At 50.6% G+C, this 20,804-nt stretch carries 23 protein-coding genes; 9 read left to right on the top strand and 14 right to left on the bottom strand.

The features are described from left to right. Positions 1-119 precede the first annotated feature (119 nt). Complete coding sequence (locus ACP15Y_RS14990) at positions 120-1,136, top strand: rhodanese-related sulfurtransferase (protein ID WP_424983919.1); 1,017 nt, start codon at positions 120-122, stop codon at positions 1,134-1,136. Positions 1,137-1,138: 2 nt separating this feature from the next. Here ACP15Y_RS14990 and ACP15Y_RS14985 read toward each other — a convergent pair whose 3' ends face one another. Continuing rightward, positions 1,139-1,933 carry a LytTR family DNA-binding domain-containing protein gene (locus ACP15Y_RS14985; protein WP_424983918.1) on the bottom strand — a complete coding sequence of 265 codons (795 nt, stop codon included), beginning with the start codon at positions 1,931-1,933 and terminating at the stop codon, positions 1,139-1,141. 119 nt (positions 1,934-2,052) lie between these two features. Here ACP15Y_RS14985 and ACP15Y_RS14980 point away from each other — a divergent pair, with 119 nt between their 5' ends. Beyond that, complete coding sequence (locus ACP15Y_RS14980; protein WP_424983917.1) at positions 2,053-2,550, top strand: DUF2306 domain-containing protein; 498 nt, start codon at positions 2,053-2,055, stop codon at positions 2,548-2,550. On the opposite strand, the gene ACP15Y_RS14975 is transcribed toward ACP15Y_RS14980, so the two are convergent. Continuing rightward, positions 2,551-3,147: a TetR/AcrR family transcriptional regulator gene (locus ACP15Y_RS14975; RefSeq protein ID WP_424983916.1), complete on the bottom strand. Its 597-nt coding sequence runs from the start codon at positions 3,145-3,147 to the stop codon at positions 2,551-2,553. A 122-nt stretch (positions 3,148-3,269) separates the two neighbouring features. On the opposite strand from ACP15Y_RS14975, the gene ACP15Y_RS14970 reads away from it, so the two are divergent. Continuing rightward, complete coding sequence (locus ACP15Y_RS14970; protein ID WP_424983915.1) at positions 3,270-3,671, top strand: hypothetical protein; 402 nt, start codon at positions 3,270-3,272, stop codon at positions 3,669-3,671. 34 nt (positions 3,672-3,705) lie between these two features. Here ACP15Y_RS14970 and ACP15Y_RS14965 read toward each other — a convergent pair whose 3' ends face one another. The 5 genes from ACP15Y_RS14965 to ACP15Y_RS14945 form a co-directional block, all read right to left on the bottom strand. Next, on the bottom strand, positions 3,706-4,938 hold the full coding sequence (locus ACP15Y_RS14965; RefSeq protein WP_424984026.1) for a glycerophosphodiester phosphodiesterase family protein: 1,233 nt from the start codon (positions 4,936-4,938) through the stop codon (positions 3,706-3,708). Positions 4,939-5,067: 129 nt separating this feature from the next. Continuing rightward, on the bottom strand, positions 5,068-5,895 hold the full coding sequence (locus tag ACP15Y_RS14960) for an alpha/beta fold hydrolase (RefSeq protein ID WP_424983914.1): 828 nt from the start codon (positions 5,893-5,895) through the stop codon (positions 5,068-5,070). A gap of 33 nt (positions 5,896-5,928) precedes the next feature. Continuing rightward, positions 5,929-6,912 carry an iron exporter MbfA gene (mbfA, locus tag ACP15Y_RS14955; RefSeq protein WP_424983913.1) on the bottom strand — a complete coding sequence of 328 codons (984 nt, stop codon included), beginning with the start codon at positions 6,910-6,912 and terminating at the stop codon, positions 5,929-5,931. Positions 6,913-7,009: 97 nt separating this feature from the next. Continuing rightward, positions 7,010-7,696, bottom strand: coding sequence for an extensin family protein (locus ACP15Y_RS14950; protein ID WP_424983912.1), 687 nt, complete (start codon positions 7,694-7,696; stop codon positions 7,010-7,012). Positions 7,697-7,734: 38 nt separating this feature from the next. Next, on the bottom strand, positions 7,735-8,139 hold the full coding sequence (locus ACP15Y_RS14945) for a cytochrome c (protein WP_424983911.1): 405 nt from the start codon (positions 8,137-8,139) through the stop codon (positions 7,735-7,737). A gap of 337 nt (positions 8,140-8,476) precedes the next feature. On the opposite strand from ACP15Y_RS14945, the gene lepA reads away from it, so the two are divergent. Together lepA and ACP15Y_RS14935 are read left to right on the top strand one after the other, a co-directional pair. Continuing rightward, a complete protein-coding gene (gene lepA / locus ACP15Y_RS14940) occupies positions 8,477-10,279 on the top strand; it encodes a translation elongation factor 4 (RefSeq protein ID WP_424983910.1) in 1,803 nt (600 codons plus the stop codon). Beyond that, positions 10,279-10,479, top strand: coding sequence for a hypothetical protein (locus ACP15Y_RS14935; protein WP_424983909.1), 201 nt, complete (start codon positions 10,279-10,281; stop codon positions 10,477-10,479). Before lepA ends, ACP15Y_RS14935 begins: the two co-directional genes overlap by 1 nt. Here ACP15Y_RS14935 and ACP15Y_RS14930 read toward each other — a convergent pair. The 7 genes from ACP15Y_RS14930 to speA all read right to left on the bottom strand — a co-directional run bounded on the left by ACP15Y_RS14930 (position 10,463) and on the right by speA (position 17,694). Further along, on the bottom strand, positions 10,463-10,903 hold the full coding sequence (locus ACP15Y_RS14930) for a DUF2267 domain-containing protein (protein WP_424983908.1): 441 nt from the start codon (positions 10,901-10,903) through the stop codon (positions 10,463-10,465). The genes ACP15Y_RS14935 and ACP15Y_RS14930 overlap by 17 nt on opposite strands. A 27-nt stretch (positions 10,904-10,930) precedes the next feature. Further along, positions 10,931-11,620: an RES family NAD+ phosphorylase gene (locus tag ACP15Y_RS14925; protein WP_424984024.1), complete on the bottom strand. Its 690-nt coding sequence runs from the start codon at positions 11,618-11,620 to the stop codon at positions 10,931-10,933. A gap of 2 nt (positions 11,621-11,622) precedes the next feature. After that, on the bottom strand, positions 11,623-12,033 hold the full coding sequence (locus tag ACP15Y_RS14920) for an MbcA/ParS/Xre antitoxin family protein (RefSeq protein ID WP_424983907.1): 411 nt from the start codon (positions 12,031-12,033) through the stop codon (positions 11,623-11,625). 457 nt (positions 12,034-12,490) lie between these two features. Beyond that, positions 12,491-13,339 (bottom strand): agmatinase, encoded by an 849-nt coding sequence (gene speB, locus ACP15Y_RS14915; RefSeq protein ID WP_424983906.1) that lies wholly within the window; start codon positions 13,337-13,339, stop codon positions 12,491-12,493. A 6-nt stretch (positions 13,340-13,345) separates the two neighbouring features. Then, positions 13,346-14,515: a carboxynorspermidine decarboxylase gene (gene nspC / locus ACP15Y_RS14910; protein WP_424983905.1), complete on the bottom strand. Its 1,170-nt coding sequence runs from the start codon at positions 14,513-14,515 to the stop codon at positions 13,346-13,348. Between the two features lie 48 nt (positions 14,516-14,563). Further along, positions 14,564-15,775 carry a saccharopine dehydrogenase family protein gene (locus tag ACP15Y_RS14905; protein WP_424983904.1) on the bottom strand — a complete coding sequence of 404 codons (1,212 nt, stop codon included), beginning with the start codon at positions 15,773-15,775 and terminating at the stop codon, positions 14,564-14,566. 32 nt (positions 15,776-15,807) lie between these two features. Beyond that, on the bottom strand, positions 15,808-17,694 hold the full coding sequence (gene speA, locus ACP15Y_RS14900) for a biosynthetic arginine decarboxylase (RefSeq protein WP_424983903.1): 1,887 nt from the start codon (positions 17,692-17,694) through the stop codon (positions 15,808-15,810). A 289-nt stretch (positions 17,695-17,983) separates the two neighbouring features. Between speA and ACP15Y_RS14895 the strand changes: the two genes are divergently transcribed. The 4 genes from ACP15Y_RS14895 to ACP15Y_RS14880 all read left to right on the top strand — a co-directional run bounded on the left by ACP15Y_RS14895 (position 17,984) and on the right by ACP15Y_RS14880 (position 20,804). After that, positions 17,984-18,781: a transporter substrate-binding domain-containing protein gene (locus ACP15Y_RS14895; RefSeq protein ID WP_424983902.1), complete on the top strand. Its 798-nt coding sequence runs from the start codon at positions 17,984-17,986 to the stop codon at positions 18,779-18,781. A 50-nt stretch (positions 18,782-18,831) separates the two neighbouring features. Next, positions 18,832-19,659, top strand: a complete 828-nt coding sequence (locus tag ACP15Y_RS14890; RefSeq protein ID WP_424983901.1) for an amino acid ABC transporter permease — start codon at positions 18,832-18,834, stop codon at positions 19,657-19,659. Between the two features lie 167 nt (positions 19,660-19,826). Further along, positions 19,827-20,027 (top strand): hypothetical protein, encoded by a 201-nt coding sequence (locus ACP15Y_RS14885; RefSeq protein ID WP_424983900.1) that lies wholly within the window; start codon positions 19,827-19,829, stop codon positions 20,025-20,027. 141 nt (positions 20,028-20,168) lie between these two features. Then, a complete protein-coding gene (locus ACP15Y_RS14880) occupies positions 20,169-20,804 on the top strand; it encodes a peroxiredoxin (RefSeq protein WP_424983899.1) in 636 nt (211 codons plus the stop codon).

Genomic DNA, 20,804 nt, shown 5'->3' with positions numbered 1-20,804 from the left:
GGCAATGACTTGGCTATGAAACATCAATGCTTGGCGGCGCGGCGCTTTTTTGCTAAACCGCCCCATTGAAATTTGCTGCCTCACCTAAAGAGGCAATTGATCACCTGAGGAAGCTGAAAATGAGCGAATTTAAGGTCGTTGCGCTTTATAAATTTGTGTCCCTGCCAGACTATAAAGAGCTGCAAGAGCTCATTCTCCATTTTTGTAAAGAGCGCGGCATTAAAGGCTCGCTGCTCTTGGCCGAAGAAGGCATCAACGGCACGGTGGCGGGCACGCCCACGGCCATTGATGAGCTGGTGGACTATCTTGAACGCGGCAACCAGTTTAAGGGCCGGTTCAAAAACAGCGAAATCAAGTTTTCTAGCGCGGCCGATATGCCATTCTTGCGCATGAAGGTGAAGCTGAAAAAAGAGATTGTGACCCTGCGCGCGCCTGAAGCGGATCCTACAAAAATTGTTGGCACTTATGTTGAGCCGGAAGAGTGGAACGACATCATTTCGGACGAAGAGATGGTGGTTCTGGATACGCGTAACGATTATGAAGTAGCCATCGGCACATTTGAAAATGCGCTCGACCCTAAAACCGAAAACTTCACCGAGTTTAAGGATTATGTGGCGCAAAATCTTGATCCTAAAAAGAACAAGAAAGTCGCCATGTTCTGCACTGGGGGCATCCGCTGCGAAAAGGCCTCTGCCTATATGCTCGCTCAGGGCTTTGAAGAGGTGTACCACCTTAAAGGCGGCATTTTGAAATATCTCGAAAATATGCCGAAAGAAGAAAGCAAGTGGCAGGGCGAATGCTTTGTTTTTGACGAGCGCGTATCTGTTGGCCATGGCCTAGAGGAAGGCAATCTGACCCTTTGTCGGGCGTGCCGTTATCCGCTGAGCGAAGAAGATAAACAGCACCCGCAATTTATTGAAGGGCAGCAATGTCACCATTGCGCTGATAAAATTTCTGAACGCAGCCGCGCCCGCGCTGCAGAGCGCGAAAAGCAAATCCGCTTGGCTGCTGAACGGGGACAGGAGCATATTGGCGATAAAGCCGAAGAGTTTGCCCGGAAAAACAAAGAGCGCATGAAGCAGTTGCGTGAAGAGCAACGGGCGCTGAACGAAAAAATGGCAGCGAAAGCCAAATAGATTTAGCTTTGTGGCGCGGCGGGCAGTAGGCCTGCCAACCGCACTTCATCCATTTGTCCGCGACTGATGGGCAGCTCCGCACCATCTTTCATCACGGCAACCATGCCACTGCCTTTTTTGCGGGTTTCCGCAACCGCATCAAGTGCTACCCAATGGGAGCGGTGAATTTTCACGCCGACCACACCATCGGTTTCTTTAATGGCGTCGGCAAGCCGCAGCAAAACCAACTCCGCCCCTTTGCTGGTGACAATGTTCACATAGTGATCTTGCATCGACAAATAGAATAGCTGCCCGCGATTTTTGACGTTCAACCGCGCCATAAGCGGCACTTGTTTTGGCGGGTTGATCACTTCGCTTTGGGGGCGTTGAAAAATGAAGTGCAGGGCCGAGATACAAATGGAAATGGCCACACAATATACCCATGGCATAATCGAGTGGAAACCGGGGATCTCCCAATCGCCGAGCGCAATACCATTGATGAGCGTGATGAGCACAGAAACCGCGGTGCCTGCGGCCGTGCCTGCCACTAAGATATGCAAAACTGGGTTATTTGCTCTGAAATAATGTTCAAACGCATTGACCACCAAGCTGCCAGCAAACACGCCGCCCAAATAGGTGATCACCACGGTGATAAGCCAATAAACAATGCGTGGACCTGTTGGGAAATAAGAAAAGGTTTGAAACGGGCCAATAATCCCGATCATCACGGCCACTGTGATGATGCCTGCCCATACCCGCGCAGAGCTAAACATCTCGCGCATTTCGCGAAGCGTCAATTGCAATGGCCCTTCTTTCACGAAGCACTCCCCGTTTTTGCGAAACCCGCATTGTGCCTGAACTTAAGGTTTTCCTTTATCGCACACAAGGGCGGCGGCGCAATTGGCCGCGTGGCGACAAGTGAAAATCTGAGGGCTTTATGAACATAGAAATTTTGGCAACTGCACCATTGCCGGTCATCATTCATCTCATCGCAGCACTGTTCTGCATCATGTTGGGTGGCTATATGCTTTATGGTAAAAAAGGAACACGCGCACACAGGATTATGGGATGGGCATGGGTGATCGGCATGGCGATTGCGGTCACCAGTGCCTTGTTCATCCATGGATTTGAATGGATTGGACCCTTCAGCCCCATCCATCTGATTATCCCTTTTGCCATTGCGGGTTTATGGACAGGAGTACGCGATGCACGAGCAAAGAATGTGCGTGCTCATCGCGAGGCGATGTTGTCCATGTATTGGGGGGCATTGGGCATTCCATTTGCGTTGGCGCTGTTGCCGGGCCGCCGACTGCATATGCTTTTGTTTGGCGACAGCGAAACATTGCTGCCCACCATCATATTTGCCATCGTGCTGACGAGCGTCGGCTCCTACCTCCGCTGGGAGCGGGAGATCAAAAACTACCTGCACCGCTAACTAGTCTAAGTTGGTCTGCAACATGGTGTTGAGTGCTGCCAAAACACGTTCTTGCGCCACTTTTGCTTCGTTTGGCGCATAGGTGGCCCGTGCATAATAACCGAGCAACATCAAATAGAGTTGTTGGGCATTTGCAGCGGCCACCTCTTTTGGGTGACCGAATTCTGCAAATAGCGCAGTCACATAAGCGATGCGTTGCTCGTCTGTCGTTGAAACGGTTTTGGCGATATTTGGGTCAACCGCCGCCCAACTTCGAATGGCCATTTCACCCTGTGCTGAACTGAGCGTGCCCACTGGTTCTTTTAGGGCGACATTGAACAGGGCAAGCAACCTTTCGCGCGCAGTGGTTTTCGCACTCTGATTGGCAGCCATCACTTGTTCAGTGCCTTGGGTCATCCAATAGCGGATCAATTGATCAAGCAGATCGTTGCGGTCTTTGAAATGCCAATAGAAAGAGCCTTTGCTGGTTCCAAGGCTTTTGGCCAGCCGCTCGACCTTCACATTTTCAACGCCGCCTTTGGCCATGGCCGCAATCGCGGCCAGCAGCCAATCTTGGGCGGATAATTGATTTCGCTTTGCATCATTCGATTTTGCCATAACTCATCCTTACACGGCGCGCCTTCTATTGGTCTGCGACAAATGCGCTCAAACATACGTATCCGTATGGTGCTTTGTGCTTAAATGCAATACATACGGTAGCGTATGGAAAGGGGATGCTTATGAAAGATAAACTTAATCTCTGGTGGGGTGTGGCTGGCGTTATGTCATTATTGGTCGCTGCAATTCACATTTTTGCTGGCACGCCGGAAATCATGGTGCCATTGGCAAAGATTGAAATGCCAACGGTGATCTTCGCGATCATGGACGTGATGTGGAACCAAGTCAGCCTGCTGCTCATCATTGTGGGACTTGCATTGTTGTTTGCCGCCAAGCGGGGGGCGCTATCCATGGATATGGTGCTGTTCATCAATGTGATCTATGTGGGCATTGCGATCATTTTCATGATCGCTGGCTTGTTCTATCTCCAGTCCCTGTGGCCGATGCCACAATGGATTTTGTTTGGCCTGATTGCCCTTGTGGCGCAAATTGGCTGGCACAAACAAAAAGGCCGAGTGCATTAGCACCCGGCCTCGCATGACGGTCTAGGGAGTAAGATTAAAGACCCATGCAGTTTGCATAGTAAGTTGTGGTTGCAGGCCAGTCAGAGAACACTCCAACAACGCCAACTTCTTTGGCCAAAACGTCGAGCAATTCGAACGCCACACCATCATTGTTGGTAACGTCTGTGATAGACTGGAAATACCAGCCGCCACCGTTATTGAGCGGGCCAGAACGTTCCAAAGTCCATGTGATGATGTTCAAGCCAGCAGCTTTTGCTTCTTTGGCGTAAACAGATGGCACGATTTTACCGTCTTCCGTGGTCACCAAAACCCAAAGCGGTGGTGCGATATATTTTACGCCAGCATCGGCAAGCTCTTGCATGCTTTTGCCATATGTTGATGGGTTGAGGTGATCAAAGCCTTCATTGTCATAACGGCCATCAAGATAAACCGCTTGCGCGCCGAACTCAGGCTCATTTTCAATCCAGTACAACACATCATCAAGCAAGAAAGACTGTGCCCAAACATCTTTAGGGTCAATGCCAGCCGCTTTATACTCGTCGATCATTTTTTGCGCATAATCTGCTTGGCTGAAATCGCCTTCATAAGGCATATCAACGGTTGGTGTTTTCAGTTCTGGCGTGAACTTGCCACCCAATGATTTGATCAACTCAATGCTTTGCTTGTGTGTCACCAATGTGCCTGTTGTGGCATAAAGGTCCGTGCGGAAACCTGCGGTGCCCATCACATATTCTTCAACAGTGGTGGCGTTTGCATTGGCGCCATCCATCTTGCCGTTCAATGTCATATATTCAGCCAAAGTGATGTCTGAAGTTGAACATTTTGCTTCAGCTTTTTTGCCTGTCGCTGGATCGGCAGGTGAGAATGGCACTGAACATTTAGCGGCCAATTCAGGGCGCAGCAAAATGTCTGTTGTGGTGTGCAAATCACTTTGTGAGTGGCGACAAACTAACTCTTTGTCGGCAGTGAAAGCCACATCACATTCAATGATGCCTGCGCCTTGGCGGGCAGCAGCTGTGTAACTCTCTTTTGTGTGTTCAGGGAACTGCAAAGCGGCACCGCGGTGACCGATTGAAAAGTCGCTCTTTTCGAATGGGCCATTGGCACAAGACGCCAATTTGTCTTTCAAGTCGCTCGCTTCCATTTGGTCAACCAAGTAAAGCGGACGCACACCCAAATGAACGGCAGCTTCACTATGATTATCAGCAAGGGCAGCCATAGGCTGCGCCAAAAGCGCTAGGCCAAAAAGGGCCGGGCTAAATTTCATCATTTTTCTCTCCAAAGCAAAAGATCTCGAACCGGATCGGCGAGAAAATGGCGTTGGATCATGACGATTGATGATCAGAAAAATGACAGTTGCAAAAAAGATTTATGACTCAAGCGTTATCTTGTCTTTTTAATTTTGCTCAACCCGTTGCCAAAATTCGAGCAAATATTGGCGCACGCGATCTGTTGCATCCAGATTGGCACAATGGCCACCTTTGGGCACTTCAATCAGCATGAAATTGTCAAGCGGCACCATCGCCGACAAGGTTGGACCAAGGGCGGCGTTAACAGACTTATCAAGACCGCAACGCAACATCATGATCGGCCCGTTATACGCAATTGCGCGATCAATCAGGTCATAATTGCCAACATGGCCAACAATGCTGGTGACTACATCAATATCAATCGCGCTAAGCATGGCGCGCACGAGTGGGCGCGCTTGTTTGTTTTTAGTGGTGCCAACCGCACCAAGCTTGCCGATCAGATTTGGCCCCATAATTTTGTAAATCCACTTCAACACCCCAACACCCGCCTTGGGGGTTTTAAGCGAATAGGTAGTGCCGAAACTGGCAAAGCTTCTAAACCGTTCGCGATGGTCCTCAAGCGCCCAAAGCGCGATGATGCCACCCAGTGAATTGCCGACATAATGGAATTGCTCCACGTCAATATGGTCGGCAATGGCCAGCATGTCTTTTGACAATTCCGGAATGGAAAAAGCATCTGTACTCTTTTGTGTGGGCTTGCCGGATCGACCATGGCCGCGCAAGTCAGGCACAATCACGCGGTAACCTAGCTTGGCAAAAAAATGCGCGTCTGCGGTAAATTGCATGCCGGATGCGGCAAGTCCGTGCACCAAAAACACCACCGGCCCATCTTTGGGGCCAGTGTCACCAAATGCAATGCGCACCCTGTCGCGCTCAACATAATTGGCGTCCAAAAATTCGGGCGTAAAATTCATTAAACTACTCTTTGCTGCCACCATGAGCAGCGACTATGCATTACCGATCAATATACCTGCCGCAAACACCAGCGAGCCACCAAAGACCACTTGCATAACCGCGCGCCAAAATGGCGTGTCCATATATTTGTTTTGTATATAGGCAATCACCCACAATTCGATAAACACGACAATAATTGCGGTGATCGTTGCGGTCCAAAAATCTGCAATCAAATAGGGCAGGGCGTGGCCCAAACCACCGATCGTGGTCATGATGCCAGAAGCGAAGCCGCGCTTGATTGGCGACCCGCGCCCCGTAAGCTTGCCATCATCTGAGGCGGCTTCGGTGAAGCCCATGGAAATACCAGCGCCAATGGATGCGGCAAGGCCAACCAAGAAAGTTTCCCAAGTAGAGTGCGTGGCGAATGCCGCAGCAAAGATTGGCGCAAGGGTGGAAACGGAACCATCCATCAAACCCGCCAAACCCGGCTGCACATAGGTCAGCACAAATTTGCGGTGCTTTTGCTTGTCCTCCTCCTCAAGGGCATCTTCACCCAAATGCTCATCGCTTAAATCATCAGCTGCATTTTTGTGGTGTTGTTCTGCCAGCGCCAAATCACCCAATAGCTTACGGATATTGGCATCTTTGGTGCGCTTCAACGCCTCAAGATAGAAGTTTTGCGCTGCTTCTTCCATTTCCCAAGCTTGCTGGCGAATGGTTTCAAGCGGCAAATTTTTCATCAGCCAAAATGGCTTACGCTCCAAAAAGCCTTTCACGTGCTCGCGGCGAACAAGGGGAATATTGTCGCCAAACTTTTTCTTGAACATATCAATGAGCATGCCGCGATGCTCATTTTCTTCCTCTTTCATACCGTCGAAAACTTTGGCCGAAGCAGGAAATTCGTCGCGCAACATTTCGGCATAGGCCGCATAAATGCGCGCATCATCTTCCTCAGCCGAAATGGCAAGAGCTAAGATTTCAGCTTCAGAAAGGTCATCAAATCGGCGGCGCTGGCCACCAAGTACGCGATTGAGCATGGATTATTTCCCAAAAAAATCAGCATGTTTAGTTCAATCTAATCCTGATTTTTTACAAGAACAACTCGCAATCAAATTTATTTGCGATGTGGGGCAATCAATCGCAGATTTTGTAGGTGCAGCTTTTGCCGTGGCACCCCATATCGAGATGCAAATGGTCTTTGTGCAATGCATTGGCCTCTGGTCCGAGCACTGTCGTGAAGATTTCACATCCCAATTTATGGCTTTGTCGGATCAGTTTCTGGTCCTCGCGGCCCGCTTGCCAGGCTTCAGGCAGCTGCACCTGTTCGCCATTGGTCAAAACAAATCCCGTCAAATCAATCGCATTGGCAAAACCATGCTCAGAAATCTTGCCAGTTTTTGCATTGTTGCGGCGGCGGCACATATAGCTTGTGCCCGTGCTGATGGATTTGATCCCCGCATCATGTGTGATGCGGCTTAGCTGGTCGACCCGCTTCACCCAATCGATAAAAGCCGTGGCCATGGCACAATTCACTGTGGCCGGCGTCGCCAGCTTGATGTCGCGCCCTGAAACTTTGATCGAGTTTAGCTGGTATGGTGACTGGGTGCCGCAGCCATCATGTTCGGTGGGCGGTATGATCTTGGCATCCACATCGTCGCTCATCAATGCAGGGCATGCAGCCTGGTAAACAGGCTGTTTAGGTTCCGGTTTGCTGGTGGTAGGATCTTCCACTTCCGCCAATTGGGCAGGACGAGGCGGCGGCACAGGCGCAGCACCCACGCCGAATGTGGGTGCCAAAAAGGCCAAGGAAGCGAGGGGCAAAAACGTAAATCGAATTGGATTTGCCCTCCTCACGGCATTTACTGTTTTTTCTCTCTAAACTTATCGTGGCATGACGCACACCCCGCTGCAACTGTGCGCAGCACTTGGCTTGGATTGTCGTCCAGTTGGGCTTGTGCCAAATCCACTTGCTCTGCAAAGAAACGAATTTCGGTGTCAAATTGTTCCGCATTTTCCCAAATGCTGGGCAGAGCTTCGCTCATCGCAGGCAAATGTTTTTCTTCAAACAAGGTCGGAAGCGCTGCAGCAAATGTTTGCAATTCCGCCAAAGATTGTTCTGCGGCGGCGCGATTAATCTCAGTGCCGGTCGTCGCTTTTTGCAATCGGCTTAAACTATCTTTCGTGGAGACCATTGCATCCATGCGCACCTTGGTGGGGCCCATGGCGCCCCCATGCGCAAACACCAATCCCGGCAAAGCAATCATACTTGCCGCGATTAAAAAGGTTTTCATTCGACTAGGTTTTTTGTGATGCAATCTATTGACCTCCCAATTTGCAAACGCGCTCATTTCTCGTTCATCTGCCTTGGTCGATCACCCGATGATGGAGCAAGACAAGTTGCGCTAAACTTAACGGCAGCGATCGCGGTGAACAAGGCAGCGGATCAACAAGAAATTGTGAATTGAAACAAGGTTAATTCGAGCGCAATTTGCGGGGCAGCCATAAGGGCGCGGCTCGCCGTTTTGCAGGGGATTGCGCCTTTTCACAGATGGTTACCAATTTCTCTTTTCTTGTGCATAGAAAGCTGGTAATCACCTGCCCATGACAGAGCTTAAAAATATTCGCAATTTCTCCATCGTAGCCCATATCGACCACGGTAAATCCACCTTGGCTGACCGCTTGATTCAACTCACAGGCGGGTTGACCGAGCGTGAAATGCAGCAACAAGTGCTCGACAACATGGATATTGAGCGCGAGCGTGGCATCACCATCAAAGCGCAAACCGTGCGGCTGAAATATGAAGCCAAGGATGGTGAGACCTATGTGCTCAACTTGATTGACACACCGGGACACGTGGACTTTGCCTATGAAGTGAACCGTTCGCTCGCAGCTTGTGAAGGCTCATTGCTGGTGGTTGATGCGTCTCAAGGGGTGGAAGCCCAAACCTTGGCAAACGTTTATCAAGCCATCGAAGTTGATCATGAGATTGTGCCTGTGCTCAACAAAGTTGATTTGCCCGCCGCTGATGTTGATCGCGTGAAGCAGCAAATCGAAGACGTGATTGGCCTCGATGCCTCTGACGCATTAGAGATCTCAGCTAAAACCGGGATCGGCGTTGAAACCGTTCTCGATGCAATTGTTGAACGGTTGCCTTCACCAGAAGGCAATGTAGATGCGCCATTGAAGGCGATGTTGGTCGACAGCTGGTACGATGCCTATTTGGGCGTTGTAGTGTTGATCCGCGTGATCGATGGCAAAATCAAAAAAGGCCAAAAGGTCAAAATGATGAATACCGGCGCGATCTATGATCTTGACCGGGTAGGTGTGTTTACACCCAAGCTCATCGAAACAGGCGAATTGGGCCCAGGCGAAATTGGCTTTATCACCGCTTCGATCAAAGAAGTAGCCGACACCAATGTGGGTGACACGATCACTGACGCGAAAAAGCCTTGCGACAAAGCGCTGGAAGGTTTCCGCCCGGCACAGCCAGTTGTGTTCTGTGGCTTGTTCCCCGTTGATGCAAACGACTTTGAAGATTTGCGCGCCGCAATGGGCAAATTGCGGTTGAACGATGCCAGCTTCTCTTATGAAATGGAAACATCGGCAGCGCTCGGCTTCGGTTTCCGTTGTGGCTTTTTGGGGCTGTTGCACCTCGAGATTATTCAGGAACGGTTGAGCCGTGAGTTTGACCTTGATTTGATCGCCACCGCGCCAAGCGTTGTTTATGAACTTGGCATGCGCGACGGCACCGATACGCAATTGCACAACCCAGCAGATATGCCGGATGTGATGAAAATTGAAGAGATCCGCGAACCGTGGATCCGAGCCAATATCCTCACACCTGACGAATATTTGGGTGCAATTCTGAAATTGTGTCAGGACCGCCGGGGCATTCAGGTTGATCTGTCCTATGTGGGTAGCCGCGCCATGGTGCAATATGATTTGCCGCTCAACGAAGTTGTGTTCGACTTCTACGATCGGTTGAAATCGATCTCCAAAGGCTATGCGAGTTTCGACTATCAAATCTCGGAATATCGCGCTGGCGATTTGGTGAAAATGGCCATCATGGTCAATGGCGAACCTGTGGATGCGCTGTCCATGTTGGTGCACCGCTCTGCCGCTGAGGCGCGTGGTCGCGTAATGTGCGAAAAACTCAAAGAGCTGATCCCGCAGCACCTGTTTAAAATTCCAATTCAAGCAGCGATTGGCGGCAAGGTGATTGCTCGTGAGACCATTTCTGCCTTGCGCAAAGACGTAACCGCGAAATGTTATGGTGGTGACGCTAGCCGTAAGCGTAAGCTGTTGGACAAGCAAAAAGCGGGTAAGAAGAAAATGCGACAGTTCGGCAAGGTCGAAATTCCGCAAGAAGCCTTCATCAAAGCGCTTAAAATGGGCGACAATTGATGAATTTGAACGATCCAGGCATGGGCAAAATTGTGGGCGCGATCTTGGTCGCGCTCATCGCATTGACGTTTGTAATCGGGCCAGATGCAGCGCCGGTCGGGTCACTGATTTTTTATTCAGTGCTGGGCGGCTTTGCCGTCGCCTTGTTCTATTTGGTGACCGGGCTGCGCGAATATCTGGCGTTTAAGCGCAAAGACTAGCTTTGTCATACTGCCAATAGGCAACTGCGTCTTCCGAAATTTCTGCTAAGGCCGCATCGAGCTTTGCCTCATCCATATAGCGGCGCAATATGTGCGTTACACCTTTAATGGCGTGACGATCGGCAAAATTGTGGTCACGTCGCAAATCTTTGACTTCTTCAACAAGATCGTTCTCGCTGCTAAATTTCGGCGTATATTCACGCTCATCCCAATTTTTAACAAAAATAGCGCGCGCAACTGGTGGCAAAAGCGAAGCAAATTTTAGTACTTGTGGCGCGGTAAGGCGTCGACGAAAAGTAAGAAGCACGGATTGCAGCAAAGTATAGGTTTGATTGCGGGTTGCTAGGTGCAACTCGTCGCACAGATCAGTCAAAATTTGATCAAAAATAATATGAGCTCGTTGATATTCCTGTGGCATTGGCATGAAAAATCTCCATGTTTTAAGTATGCCTTAAAGTGCAAAAATTTTCCCGCTATTGCAATTGCGCACTTTGTCCACCTCAGCACCGTTCCAATGAAAATCAAAGTGATCTGCCTGATGCGGTATCGGCAGCAGGTCTGGCCAGAAAATCCCAATACATTTGCCTTCCGGTGCGCGCACGCTTGGATAAATGATGCCATTGCTGCCAGCGGCGCGCAGCGCAGCGCCTGTCTTTTGGCTTTGCGTCCAATCATGGGGCAACAGCATTTCTGCCATGCTGTCTAGATCATGCAGAAGTTGATCTATGGAGCCGATCAGCAAGCGGAATTGCGCAGTCCAGCCGGGATCTTCATTTGTGGCAGCCATAAAGCGCCCATGATGATACGCAACTTCATAAATGGCCACTTCTTCGCGGTCACCAGCGCTATAGACGCCATAGCTTCCGTCGGTGAAGCGACCTGGTCGATCTTTCGAAACATGAGTAAACGGCGCCATAACATAGCTGGCCCCAATGCCACCCACGCGACGTTCTGGCGGCACCAAGGCAAGCGTGCCGATCTGGTCTACGATGCGTGGATTACTCTTGGCTTCCGCCGAGGCAAGCGCATCCCAATCTGCCGGGTCAGCAATATCTTCAAATAAATCGATGGGCGGGAAAATTGATCGGATGATGCGAAATGTACGGGCCCATGTGACCTGCCGCGTCGGAATTGTGTGAATATTCACGCGCCACCGCGCTCCGCATCCAAATAGTTCCGCACGCGGGCAAGATCAAAAATAGACCCGCCCAACATCACGTCCAACGCTGACTGTCCGGCAAAAGCTGTGCTTGGCTTTTTCACCCATTGATAGCCGCGATGGGGATCGGAAAATAAATAGCGCAGCCCTTTATGAACGCCCATCAGGATCGACATGCGCATGGCCAAATCTCGGTCAATGCGTCCCATATCACCCTTCTTCCACCGCGCCCATGTGCGCGGCGCCATGCCGCCTAAAAGTTCGCGTGCTTGCGCATCATTCAGCTCCCACCGACGAAACAAATTCACCGTAGCCCGCGCCATCGCCGCAGCTTCGTCTTGGCTTATCTCTTTATCGTCCGGTTGCGCCGGTGTGCGCCGCACTTCATTCAGCATGATTTATCTCCTTTTGGCATATATAGTGTAAAATATGCCATTTGGCAAGTCTGGCGGGGGTGTTGGGGTAGAGAGCGTAGCGAACGAAGTGAGCGACGGCGGCGAGAAAGAGCCGGGGGCGCCGGGATAGTGAGCACCGCGAACGACGGCGCCGCATGAAGGTGATGGCATGCCGGGCCAGCCTAGCGGGGAGAGCGCAGACAGAGCGGGTGCAGCGAACAACGGCGGCGATATGATAAAAGTGTGATAGTACACAGCGCTGGACCCCACTACCCATCGTCATTACCGGGCTTGACCCGGTAATCCATGTAGCGAATGTGTGATGCACAAAGCAGCGACAATTCCCGAAACACCATCAAAACTGCTTGGACCCCGGATCAAGTCCGGGGTGGACGGAGTGTGTGAGGCGATATTTCCAAACCACCGCTGCACATTGGTGCAGCGATGAACCCAGCTCCTAAACCAGCGCCATCAACCGATAGGCAATCTGCGCGGCAGTGAAATCCCAAGCCTGGCTTTTATCGTCAGGGGCCAATTCCACAATATCCATGCCGACAATGTTGCGGCCACGCAGCAAGGATGCGATGATGGACAGGGATTGATAATAGCCCAACCCGCCTGGCACAGGCGTGCCAGTGGCAGGCATAATGGACGGGTCCAACCCATCCACATCAAAGCTGATATAAAGCTCTTCAGGGAAATCGTTTGGCAGCACTGCGCTGGTGATGTTTTCCATCACCAATTCTTCAGCATCGATAAATGTCACACCGTATTTCTCGCGCGAGTCTATCTCCTGCTGACACAAAGCACGCACACCATATTGGGCGAGATGGTGCCCATCATCACACAAAAGGTGCATCACGGAGGCATGGGAGTGCTTTTCGCCTTGATAGGCAATGCGTAGATCGGCATGGGCATCGATTTGCAAAATACCAACCTTCTTGCCCAATGCGCGTGAGACGCCTGACACGGCGCCATAGGTGAGCGAATGTTCGCCGCCTAGCGTCACAGGAATTTTGCCCTCTTCCACGGCCAGTGCAGTGCACTGAGCCAAGCGCTCCATCACATCAGGTAATGGCCCATCACATGCAACAGCATCTTCAGTAAAAATGCCATCAAGGGCAGGCTCGCGGCCAATGCAGATACGCTCTAATTCGTTGGACGCTTCGATAATGGCTTCCGGGCCTGCCTCGGTGCCGGCACCATAAGAAACCGTGCGCTCCAGTGGCATGGGGATCACCACAAACTTGGCCGCTTCCCGCTGACGCTCCTGCTCGTTTAATTCACTATCCAGAAAAATGCTCATAACGCCTCAGCTCAATCGGTTTTTAAAATCATCATAGGAAAATTCGCGCACCATTGTCAGCGCGTCGGTCTCGCTGTTCCACAGGGCGATGGCGGGCAAGGGCACGCCATTAAAAGTGTTGGTTTTGACCATGGAATAATGCGCCTGATCCAGAAAGGCGAACCTGTCGCCCACTTGCAACGGCGTATCCCAAGTATAATCGCCGATTACGTCACCCGCGAGGCATGACGGGCCGCCAAGCCGATAGGTGTGGCCGTGGGTCGCTTCGCCCATCAGGGCAGGGCGATAGGGCGCTTCAATCACATCTGGCATATGGCATGTGGCAGAAATGTCAGTGATCGCCAAATCCATCACATTATGAGGCAAATCCAAAATTTCACCCACCAAAATGCCAGCATCCAGTGCAACGGCTTCACCGGGTTCCAAATACACATCCACCTGATATTTCTCGCGAATGGTTTTGATAAAGTCGATCAGACCTTCGCGGTCATAATCAGCGCGGGTGATATGGTGCCCGCCGCCAAAATTGAGCCATTTCAAATTGGGCAAATAGGGGGCGAGTTTGGGTTCGATTGCCGCCCATGTGCGTGCCAAAGGCTCAAAGCCTTGCTCGCACAATGTGTGCATGTGCAGCCCGTCCATGCCATCCAAAACCTCATCATCCAACTGATTGATCGGCGTGCCCAAACGGGAGCAGGGCGCGCAAGGGTCATATTTCGGAATTTCACCTTCGGAGTGCAAAGGATTGATGCGCAATCCAACGCTCACATCCGCGGCTTGGCATTTGGCCAAAAAGCGGACCTTCTGGCTGGGGCTGTTAAAAATCATATGGTCAGAAAGGGCGATGATCTGATCAATCTCACTGTCTTTATAGCCTGCACAGAACGTGGCCACTTCCCCTTCATATTCCTCACGCCCCAACTTGGCTTCATAAAGCCCGGATGCACACACGCCATCCAAATAGCGCGACACTAGGGGCGCCACCTCGAACATAGAGAAGGCTTTGAGCGCTGAGAGTACATGCGCGCCAGAGCGGGCTTTTACATCAGCAAGAATTTTGAGATTGCGTTCAATCGCGTGCGCATCCACCACAAAGCAAGGGGTAGGCACGCGGCTCAAATCAAAAGAGGTGAAAGCTCCCGCATCCCCAGCTTGGGTTTGCATCATCTCGGCCATAAGGCGAAAACTCCAAAGCAAAAGGGGCGGTTGCCCGCCCCTGAAAAATTAGAACTTGGCAGGCGCGTCCAATTCATGCACTTCCCAAGGTAGGCCATGGGCGTTCAGCATGTCCATAAAATCATCTGGATTGAGCTGTTCCATGTTCCAAACACCTGGCTCAACCCAATTGCCTTTCAACACTTGCGCCGCGCCGATCATGGCGGGCACGCCTGTCGTGTAGGCCACGGCCTGTGAGCCAACTTCAGCGTAACATTCCTCATGATCGCAAATATTGTAGATGTAGAAGGTCTTTTGACCTGACCCATCTTTTGCGTCACCCGTAGCAATGTCGCCGATGCAGGTTTTGCCCTTGGTCAATTCGCCAAGATCGCTTGGATCGGGCAGCACGGTTTTCAAAAACTGCAAAGGAATGATTTCTTTGCCTTCGTGCATCACGGGCTCAATGCTGGTCATCCCCACATTTTGCAACACCGTCACATGGTTGATATAGGCATCGCCAAAGGTCATCCAGAAGCGGGCGCGCTTGATCTCAGGGAAGTGCGTCTTAAGGCTTTCCAACTCTTCATGATACATCAAATACATGTTCTTTTCGCCCACGCCGGGGAAATCAAACGTATATTTGGTGGTCATGGCAGGGCTTTCCACCCAATCTCCATTTTCCCAATGCCGCGCAGGTGCAGTCACTTCTCGGATATTGATCTCAGGGTTGAAGTTGGTGGCGAAAGGCTTGCCATTGTCGCCGCCATTGCAATCAAGAATATCAATATATTCGATTGTGTTGAGCTTATGCTTTTTCAACCAAGTGGCGTAAACAGAAGTCACGCCGGGGTCAAAGCCTGAACCCAAAATGGCGGTCAAACCAGCCTGCTTGAATTTTTCTTGGTAAGCCCACTGCCATTTATATTCGAACTTGGCTTCGTCTTCTGGCTCATAATTGGCCGTGTCGAGATAATTGACGCCTGCTTTCAAGCACGCATCCATAATCGCCAGATCCTGATAAGGCAGGGCCAAATTCACCACCAACTCTACGCCAGTTTCTTTGATCAACGCCGCAGTTGCGTCCACATCCATAGCGTCCACTTCAGCGGTTTTAATATCAACGCCCGTACGCTCTTTTATGGATTTGGCAATATCGTCGCATTTGAATTTGCGGCGGCTGGCCAAAGTGATTTCAGAAAAAATATCGCTGTTCATCGCCATTTTGTGCACGGCAACTGAGCCAACGCCACCGGCGCCGATGACAAGTACTTTACCCATCAATTTTGTCCTTCTTTGTTCAAACGCCAATCTTAGGATTCGAAATATGTGTAGCCTGAAAGGCTGTCTTTATAGGCCGCGATCAGTTCGCGACGTTCAGAAATGGTCAGTTCTTTTTCGCTCACCGCTTCGTCCGCCCGTTGGCGGAACGCAGCAAGACACGCTGTTGCGTCATATTCTACATAGTTGAGCACTTCGGCAATGGTGTCCCCTTCAACTTCGTGCAGCAAATCAAAATCGCCATTATCTTTCAGCGAAATCGTCACCACATTGGTGTCACCAAACAAATTGTGCAAATCGCCCAATGTTTCCTGATACGCGCCCACGAAAAACACGCCGATATAGTAATTCTCTTCATCGGTGATTTCGTGCACGGGCAGGGTTTTCGACACACCATCAGCCAACACAAAGCGATCCACCTTGCCGTCAGAATCGCACGTGATGTCTGACAGAACAGCGCGACGCTCCGGCACTTCATTTAATCGCTGAACGGGCATGATGGGGTGCAATTGATCAATTGCCCACACATCCGGCAAGCTTTGGAACAGCGAGAAGTTGCCATGATAAATATCCGCGAACCCGTCCAACTGCTCTTCCAGCTGTGGCGGGATATCAATGTCGATGGCCAATTGCTTGAACTTTGACACGAGATAACGGAATACGCTTTCCGCCCGCGCCATGGCGCGAATGTCCAATGTGCCGCGGCGGAAATAGGCGCGAATTTCGTCGCGATAATAGATCGCATCGTTTACCGCTTCTTGCAGCCGTTCGGCTGACAGATATTCGGTCACCCCCATCAGATCTTTAATCAGATGATGGTCATCATCGCTGATCTCTGGAGCCGTTTTACTGTCATAAAGGGTTACGTCCAAAATATCGAATAACAGCATGGAGGACAGCGCTACCACGCCGCGGCCGCTTTCGGTCACAATGCTCGGATGCTCGATCTTCGCGTCATCCATGGCATATTTCACCGTTTCAACAATCGCCTCGCAATATTCTTTAAGGCCATAATTGATCGAGTTTTCATTGGCTTGCTTTTCGCCCGTATAATCGATGCCCAGGCCGCCGCCCAAATCGAGATATCGCAGCGGCAAGCCGAGAGATTTTAACTCGGTATAGAAGCGGCAGGCTTCGTTCACGATGCGGCGCACATCAATAATGTCTGGAATTTGCGAACCAAGGTGCGAGTGTTGCAGCACCAAGCAATCTTCCATGCCCTCGGCTTTCAAACGGTCCACCACGTCAATCACATTATCAACGGTGATGCCGAAGCTCGAACGGTCGCCGGAGGAGGTGGCCCAATAGCCCTTGATCTGGTGCGTCAATTTAATGCGCACGCCCAATGCAGGCTTTTCGCCAAGATCTCGCGCCACATTGAACACAAGGTCCAGTTCTTTCGGGCTTTCCAATACAATGATGGTGTTAAAGCCCATTTTGCGAGACATAATGGCTAAGCGGATGAACTCTTCATCCTTCACGCCATTACAAATCAGCAAAGCTTCTTTGGACAGGTTCTGTGCCAACGCGATCAGCAATTCGGGCTTGGAACCAACTTCCAGGCCATAATTATATTGCCGTCCAGTTTCCACAATGCGGCGCACAACTTCGGCCTGTTGGTTTACCTTAACTGGGAACACACCTCGATAATTGCCTTCATATTCATAATCATTGATAGCGGCGCGGAACCCTTCATTCAATTCAATTAGGCTGGATTGCAAAAATGAGTTTACCCGCAGCAAAACCGGCGCTGTGATGCCCCGTTCACTCAAATCCTGGATAATCGAGGGGATACTCACCGGTGTGGCATCTCGGTTCAAAACATCAATGAGACCAGCATCGCCATTTGGCAAAACGCTTAAAATCTCATGTCCCCAGCGATCTATGCCGTAAATCTCGGCACCCAGATTTTTTTCCAATTCAAATAACTCCAAATTGAATGAAAGGATGGAAGGTGTTTGGTCTTCGCCTAATTTTTGGCGAAAAAACCCTTTGCGGCTCAGGCCCAAGAATGTCAATTCATTTTTGGCCTCAACATAGCTTTTTCACGTGCATCCTATTGTCGGAAAAAGACAATATCGTGTCAGCTGCTATCCCAACACAGTTTGGGGCATTAACTCAAGACCCCTCTTTTCAACTCACCAGAACCCGCATAAGCTGTTCTACTATAATTATAAATTAGACATAGAATGCGGGAGGCGCTTTAAAATGTCGATCAAATCTACCCTTTTGGGCCTTGTTGTGGCCAGCGTTGCAGCTATCGCGCCAGCAATGGCTGAAGATTTGCCAGATTTGCAGGGCCGGACCATCGTGGCGGTGACGGAAAATGCATATACGCCGCTAAACTTTGTAGATCCCAAAACGGGCCAAGGCATTGGCTGGGAATATGATGCGTTTAATGAAATTGCAAAACGGTTGAATGCGAAAGTGGATTGGCAGCTTTCAAGCTGGGACACCATGATCCAAGCCGTGCGCGACGGCCAATTTGATGTCGGCATGGATGGCATCACCATCACCGAAGAACGCGCGACCCAAGTTGATTTTTCTCAACCTTACATGACATCCGAGCAATTCATGTTGGTGCGCGCTGATGAAGACAGATTTGCCAACTCAGCAGAGTTTGCTTCGAACGAAAACTTATTGTTTGGCGCTCAAGCCGGAACCACCAACTTTTACGTGGCAATCTATGATGTGTTGGACGGTGACGAAGCCAACCCACGCGTGAAATTGTTTGAAACTTTTGGTGCAAGCGTTCAAGCGCTGAAAAGCGGTGACGTGGATTCGGTGTTGATGGATAACACATCTGCCCAAGGCTATATCGGCGCCAATCCGGGGGCGTTCAAAGTGGTGGGCGATGCGCTCGGCACTGAGCAATTTGGCTTTATCTTCACCCCAGGCTCCGATCTTGTTGAACCTGTCAACGCCGCGCTGCAATCCATGGAAGCAGATGGCACGTTAGAAAAGTTGAACCAGAAGTGGTTCTACGAATATAAAGCAAATCAATAAACCAATTCGGGCGGGTCTTTCCCGCCCGTTTCCTGTCCCGGACCTGATATATGCACGCCCCGCACCGTCGCGCACAACGCGGCTTCCAAATACCTTATTGGCTGTTGGCCGCCATTTTGCTGGCTGTGCTGGTCATGTGGAACATTGTTGCTGATCAGGGCTATCAAACCATTTTCTGGGCACTGATGCGTGGGGTCACCACCACTATATATGTCACGGTGATTGCGTTCACTTTGGCGGTGGCGCTGGGTCTGTTGATGGCGATTTTGCGCCTGTCGCCAATCCGATTGGTGCGCGAATGTGCGACCTTCTACATCGAAATTGTGCGCGGCATCCCCATGCTGGTGTTGTTGTTCTATATCGCTTTTGTCGGCGCGCCTTGGTTCGTAGATTTTTTCAACACGGTCACCGGGCCGTTGCAAGAACGGGAACTGATGGGCGAAATGACCGTGCGCATGTTTGATTTTACATGGCGCGCCATTATTGCCCTCACCATATCCTATTCTGCCTTTTTGGCTGAGATTTTCCGCGCCGGCATTGAAGCGGTGGACCGCGGGCAGATTGAAGCCGCGCGCGCATTGGGCCTCAGCCGCAAACATATTTTCCGCTTTATCATCGCCCCGCAGGCTTTGCGGCTGATCCTGCCGCCACTGGGCAATGAGCTGGTGGCGATGATCAAAGACAGTGCCCTTGTATCTGCCCTTGGGGTGCAAGACATTACACAACTCGGCAAAGTCTATTCCGCCTCCACGTTCAAATTCTTTGAAACTTATAATGTGGTGGCATTCCTCTATCTGGTGATGACCATCTCGCTCACCTTGGTCGTGCGCTGGTTCGAGCGCATATTTGACCAATCCCATCGCGATCATTCCAATTAACAACCGCCATGGGGCCGCAGTGCGCCAAGCAGTTTACTCGCGCTGATAGACCATCACCGACATTCTGCGACTATTCAAATTAATGAAAAATGCCATCTATATGCTTGAGCTTAACTTTAGAAGCAGACCCTAACCATACCCACATTAATTCACATTGGGGTGAAATAATGCTGGCGCGGCTGGTTCAATTTGTTGAAATGAATAGCTTGCCTATTCTTGTGCTCAGCGCTGTTGCGCTGGTTCTTTACACCATTGCGCGCGTCCTTTCGGCGCGCTGGCCCGTGGCGCTCACCTTTTCCACCTTGCCCATCATTGTGTTCATGTTTCACACCAAGAATGGTGGCACCTTGTTCGCCGGAATGTTTTAGCCGCAGATTGACAGTTCCGCGCAATCCAATTTCGATCCCTTGTCAAAAATTGCAAAAACTTTCGGCCTTTGCCTATTTCAAACCGGCTGGTAAAAGCCCATATTAAATTTAAGAATTTTGGCAAACCGAAAGGAATACGACATGGGATTGCTTATTGGCGATGAAGCCCCGAATTTTGAAGCGGATACAACCGAAGGCCACATCAACTTCCACGATTATATCGATGGATCATGGGCCGTTCTGTTTTCGCATCCTAAAAACTTTACTCCTGTTTGCACCACGGAATTGGGCTTCACAGCAAAGCTAAAGCCTGAGTTTGAAAAGCGAGGCGTAAAAGTTCTTGGCCTTTCTGTTGATCCAATTGAAGACCACCGTGCATGGGTTGGCGATATTGAGGAAACGCAAGGCACAGCCTTAAACTTTCCGTTGATCGCAGACCCTGAAGGCAAAGTGGCCAAAGCCTATTCAATGATCCACCCGAAGGCAGACAACACATTGACCGTGCGTTCTGTTTTCGTGATTGGTCCGGACAAGAAGATCAAGTTGAAGATCGAATATCCTGCTTCAACAGGCCGGAACTTCAACGAAGTGTTGCGTGTGATCGATTCACTGCAACTAACAGCAGAACATCAAGTCGCCACACCTGTGAACTGGCAAGACGGTGAAGATGTGATCATCGTGCCTGCGCTTTCAAATGAAGACGCAAAGAAAAAGTTCCCAGATGGTTGGAATGAAGTGAAGCCCTATTTGCGCATCGTAAAACAACCTGGCGCATAA

Source organism: Maritalea sp. S77, assembly GCF_049801075.1.
Classification (GTDB): domain Bacteria; phylum Pseudomonadota; class Alphaproteobacteria; order Rhizobiales; family Devosiaceae; genus Maritalea.
Note: the sequence above shows the minus strand (reverse complement) of the source record. Positions and strands in the feature narration are given on the sequence as shown.

What these genes read in the sequence shown, in the direction of transcription:
- ACP15Y_RS14905 (WP_424983904.1), bottom strand. Translation starts at nt 15,775, where the DNA reads ATGGGTAAAGTACTTGTCATCGGCGCCGGTGGCGTTGGCTCAGTTGCC.
- ACP15Y_RS14965 (WP_424984026.1), bottom strand. Translation starts at nt 4,938, where the DNA reads ATGAAATTTAGCCCGGCCCTTTTTGGCCTAGCGCTTTTGGCGCAGCCT.
- ACP15Y_RS14890 (WP_424983901.1), top strand. Translation starts at nt 18,832, where the DNA reads ATGCACGCCCCGCACCGTCGCGCACAACGCGGCTTCCAAATACCTTAT.
- ACP15Y_RS14885 (WP_424983900.1), top strand. Translation starts at nt 19,827, where the DNA reads ATGCTGGCGCGGCTGGTTCAATTTGTTGAAATGAATAGCTTGCCTATT.
- ACP15Y_RS14960 (WP_424983914.1), bottom strand. Translation starts at nt 5,895, where the DNA reads ATGAATTTTACGCCCGAATTTTTGGACGCCAATTATGTTGAGCGCGAC.
- lepA (WP_424983910.1), top strand. Translation starts at nt 8,477, where the DNA reads ATGACAGAGCTTAAAAATATTCGCAATTTCTCCATCGTAGCCCATATC.
- speB (WP_424983906.1), bottom strand. Translation starts at nt 13,339, where the DNA reads ATGAGCATTTTTCTGGATAGTGAATTAAACGAGCAGGAGCGTCAGCGG.
- mbfA (WP_424983913.1), bottom strand. Translation starts at nt 6,912, where the DNA reads ATGCTCAATCGCGTACTTGGTGGCCAGCGCCGCCGATTTGATGACCTT.
- ACP15Y_RS14880 (WP_424983899.1), top strand. Translation starts at nt 20,169, where the DNA reads ATGGGATTGCTTATTGGCGATGAAGCCCCGAATTTTGAAGCGGATACA.
- ACP15Y_RS14895 (WP_424983902.1), top strand. Translation starts at nt 17,984, where the DNA reads ATGTCGATCAAATCTACCCTTTTGGGCCTTGTTGTGGCCAGCGTTGCA.
- ACP15Y_RS14980 (WP_424983917.1), top strand. Translation starts at nt 2,053, where the DNA reads ATGAACATAGAAATTTTGGCAACTGCACCATTGCCGGTCATCATTCAT.
- ACP15Y_RS14990 (WP_424983919.1), top strand. Translation starts at nt 120, where the DNA reads ATGAGCGAATTTAAGGTCGTTGCGCTTTATAAATTTGTGTCCCTGCCA.
- ACP15Y_RS14970 (WP_424983915.1), top strand. Translation starts at nt 3,270, where the DNA reads ATGAAAGATAAACTTAATCTCTGGTGGGGTGTGGCTGGCGTTATGTCA.
- nspC (WP_424983905.1), bottom strand. Translation starts at nt 14,515, where the DNA reads ATGGCCGAGATGATGCAAACCCAAGCTGGGGATGCGGGAGCTTTCACC.
- ACP15Y_RS14975 (WP_424983916.1), bottom strand. Translation starts at nt 3,147, where the DNA reads ATGGCAAAATCGAATGATGCAAAGCGAAATCAATTATCCGCCCAAGAT.
- ACP15Y_RS14920 (WP_424983907.1), bottom strand. Translation starts at nt 12,033, where the DNA reads ATGCTGAATGAAGTGCGGCGCACACCGGCGCAACCGGACGATAAAGAG.
- ACP15Y_RS14935 (WP_424983909.1), top strand. Translation starts at nt 10,279, where the DNA reads ATGAATTTGAACGATCCAGGCATGGGCAAAATTGTGGGCGCGATCTTG.
- ACP15Y_RS14930 (WP_424983908.1), bottom strand. Translation starts at nt 10,903, where the DNA reads ATGCCAATGCCACAGGAATATCAACGAGCTCATATTATTTTTGATCAA.
- ACP15Y_RS14945 (WP_424983911.1), bottom strand. Translation starts at nt 8,139, where the DNA reads ATGATTGCTTTGCCGGGATTGGTGTTTGCGCATGGGGGCGCCATGGGC.